A 3,540-nucleotide genomic window follows, 5' to 3' on the forward strand; every position below is an offset into this window, starting at 1 on the left:
GTCGCGGCGTGCGGGAGGGCGGCATGACCGCCATCGCGCCGCTGCTCTTCGTCGTCATCTGGTCCACGGGCTTCCTGGTGGGGCGGGGCGTGTCGGCGCATGCCGATCCGTTCTGGTTCCTGGCCGTGCGCTTCATCGGCGTGGCCGTGCTCTTCGGCGCGGCCGCCTGTGGGCGCGCGTGCCGTGGCCGCGCGGGCCGCGCCGCATCGCGCTGCACCTGGTGGCCGGGGCGCTCATGAGCGGCCTGTACGTGGGGCCGAGCTGGTGGGCCATGGCGCAGGGCCTGCCCTCGGGCGTGATGGCGCTGATCGGTGCGCTGCAGCCGCTGTTCACCGCGCTCATCGCGGTCACGCTGCTGGGTGGGCGCCTGCGGGCCGCCACCTGGGCGGGCCTCGCGCTGGGCTTCAGCGGCGTGGCGATGGTGTTGTGGCCGCGGCTGGCGGTCAGTGCCGGGGCGGCCGGGCTGACGCTGCCGGTGCTGCTCGCGGCGGCCGGGAGCATCCTGGCGCTCACGGTGGGATCGATGGTGCAGAAGTCGCCGCTGGCCGCTGGCGACCTGCGCAGTGCCAGCGCGGTGCAGAACGTGGGGGCCGTCACGGTGCTGGTGTTCATGGCGCTGGTCTTTGGCGAGCCGCGCTGGGACGGCTCGCCGCTGCTGTGGGGCTACCTGGCCTATGCCGTGCTGGTGCTGTCCATCGGCGGCGCAACGCTGCTGATCTGGCTCATGCGCCACGGCGAGGCCACGCGCACCGCGGCGCTGGTGCTGGCCGTGCCGCCGCTGTCGGCGTTGCAGGCCTGGTGGATCTTCGGTGAGACGCTCACCGGCCTGCAGATCGTGGGCTTCGTCGTCGCCATTCTGGGCGTGGCGCTGGCGCGCCGGTAGGCCAGCCGGCGACGCAGGGGGCGGGCAGGGCCCACGCGTGCGGCCCGTCAAAAAATCTCAGGGGCCGGGGAAAAGTCTTCAGCACCCGTCCGGCGGGGCCGCCGCTACGATGCCCGTGCGCCGCGCTATTCCTTCGCCGTGGAGGGGCGTGGCCTTCCCCATCCCATAAAAACACCCAGGAGCGTTTCCCTTGGCCGACCTGTCCAAAATCACCTGCATCGAAGACTTGCGCGTTGTCGCCAAGCGCCGCGTGCCGCGCATGTTCTACGACTACGCCGACTCGGGCTCCTACACCGAGAGCACCTACCGCGCCAACAGCGAAGACTTCCAGTGCATCAAGCTGCGCCAGCGCGTGGCGGTCAACATGGAAGGCCGCACCACGCGCACGCGGATGGTCGGGCAGGAGACGGCCATGCCCGTGGCGATCGCGCCCACGGGGCTCACGGGCATGCAGCATGCCGACGGCGAGATCCTGGGCGCGCGCGCGGCCAAGGCGTTCGGCGTGCCGTTCACGCTGTCCACCATGAGCATCTGCTCGCTGGAGGACGTCTCCACGCACGCCGGGCCGGGATTCTGGTTCCAGGTGTACGTGATGCGCGACCGCGATTTCATCGAGCGCCTGATCGACCGCGCCAAGGCGGCGGGCGTGTCGGCGCTGCAGCTCACGCTGGACCTGCAGATCCTCGGCCAGCGGCACAAGGACATCAAGAACGGCCTGTCCACGCCGCCCAAGCCCACGGTGGCGAACCTGCTCAACCTGGCGACCAAGCCGCGCTGGTGCCTGGGCATGCTGGGCACGCAGCGGCGCAGCTTCGGCAACATCGTGGGCCATGCCAAGGGCGTGGGCGATCTGTCGTCGCTGTCGTCGTGGACGGCCGAGCAGTTCGATCCGCAGCTCAACTGGCGCGACGTGGAGTGGATCAAGAAGCGCTGGGGCGGCAAGCTCATCCTCAAAGGAATCATGGACGCCGAGGACGCCCGCCTGGCTGTGGCCAGCGGCGCCGATGCGCTGATCGTCAGCAACCACGGCGGCCGCCAGCTCGACGGCGCGCCCTCGTCGATCCACGCGCTGCCGGCCATCGTCGAGGCGGTGGGCCAGGAGATCGAGGTGTGGATGGACGGCGGCATCCGCGGCGGGCAGGACGTGTTGAAAGCCTGGGCGCTGGGCGCGCGCGGCACGCTCATCGGTCGCAGCTTCCTGTACGGGCTGGGTGCGTTCGGCGAGGCCGGGGTGACCCGCGCGCTGCAGATCATCCAGAAGGAACTGGACGTGACCATGGCCTTTTGCGGCCACACGGACATCCACCGCGTGGACCGCTCGATCCTGCTGCCGGGCACCTATCCGGTGTGAGGTGCGGCGGGCCGCTGCCCGCTGCCCTCCGGTAGGGCTCGCCAGGGGCGTTTGGAGCGTAAAAGGGCTCCAGCGCATGTTTCACTAGGGCATGTTGCTATAAAAAATATAGCTGTATGCCCCCTGCGCCGGCGGGCGCTCGCCGGCCTCTCTGGTTTTGTGCTGGCACACCGGCGTTTTCGCGGCGGGCAGGGCGCCCAGTAAGTCGCCGGTAATGCGGGGGCGCCGAACATCGGTTTTTCAGCAACCCTGTTCCCGCCCATGACCCTCTCCCTCACGCCCCTCAAGAAATGCCCGCGCGCCTGCCTGGGTGCCGCCACCGCCACCCTGTGCCTCCTGGCCGCGACGCAAGCCGCCGCACAGGAGCGGTCCACCGACGCCGCATCCGCCGCCGGTGCGCCGGACGCTGCGTCCAGCTGGGGCATCGGCATCGGTGCCTCGGCCGTGCGGCGCTACGCGGGGGCGGAGAGCAAGAACATCGCCGTGCCGCTGCTGTTCTACGAGAGCCGCTGGCTTCGCGTCAGCGGCGCCACGGCCGACGTCAAGCTGCTGCAAAAGGAGTTCGGCCCCCAGAGCAGCATCGGCCTGACGGGGCGTCTCAAGTACGAGGATGGCGGTTACGAGGCCGGCGATTCGCCCCGGCTCGCCGGCATGGCCGACCGCGATGGCAGTGTGTGGGGCGGCGCGGCCGTCACCTGGAACACCGGTTTCGCCCGCGTTTCGGGCGAATGGCTGTCCGACCTGTCCAGCAAAAGCAAGGGCCAGAAACTGCAGCTGCAGGTGGACCGGCGGTTCGGATTCGGCAGCTTCGGGCTGACGCCCCGGGTGCAGGCGCAGTGGCTCGACGAAAAATACGTGGACTACTACTTCGGCGTGCGGGCCAACGAGGCGCAGCCCGGCCGCGCGCAGTACACCGGCAAGGCAGCCACCACGATGGAGGTGGGGCTGCGGCTGGACTACGCGATCCGGCCCCGGCAGATGGTGTTCCTCGACGTCAGCGCGACGAGCCTGCCCGACGAGATCAAGAACAGTCCCATCGTGGGGCGCTCGAGCATGTCGCGCGCCACCGTCGGCTACATCCACCGGTTCTGAGATGCGTGGCGCTGCGCGCATTCCCGGCGGGCCTGTGCCGGGCGGGCCGGCCTTCGGGCCGGGCAGCGGCCTGCCCTGGGGGCGATCCCCTGGCCGGGCGTGTGCGCGTCGGGGCCGGCGCGGCGGGCCGAAGGGCTTTTCCGAGGAGGTCTTCGACGACTACGTGTCAGACTTTCGCCGCTTCCTGGACGACGCCCTGGCCGCCGAGCCCTGT

The 3,540-nt window shown here is 70.4% G+C and carries 3 protein-coding genes and 1 pseudogene; all 4 read left to right on the forward strand.

Going from position 1 to position 3,540, the window contains the following annotated elements; genetic code table 11:
- The first annotated feature begins 23 nt into the window (after positions 1–23).
- Positions 24–883: pseudogene (locus AC27IQ_RS20540) on the forward strand (DMT family transporter).
- A gap of 190 nt (positions 884–1,073) precedes the next feature.
- Entirely contained in the window at positions 1,074–2,234 is a 1,161-nt protein-coding gene (locus AC27IQ_RS20545; RefSeq protein ID WP_487090597.1) for an alpha-hydroxy acid oxidase, read from the forward strand.
- 261 nt (positions 2,235–2,495) lie between these two features.
- Positions 2,496–3,326 carry a MipA/OmpV family protein gene (locus AC27IQ_RS20550; RefSeq protein WP_487090598.1) on the forward strand — a complete coding sequence of 277 codons (831 nt, stop codon included), beginning with the start codon at positions 2,496–2,498 and terminating at the stop codon, positions 3,324–3,326.
- A gap of 1 nt (position 3,327) precedes the next feature.
- Positions 3,328–3,540, forward strand: a 213-nt coding sequence (locus AC27IQ_RS20555) for a hypothetical protein (RefSeq protein ID WP_487090599.1), incomplete at its 3' end; no start/stop codon positions are given.

This window comes from Acidovorax sp. KPB24-07 (genome assembly GCF_057543315.1).

Coding starts and splice junctions, on each gene's coding strand:
- AC27IQ_RS20550 (WP_487090598.1), top strand. CDS start 2,496: ATGACCCTCTCCCTCACGCCCCTCAAGAAATGCCCGCGCGCCTGCCTG.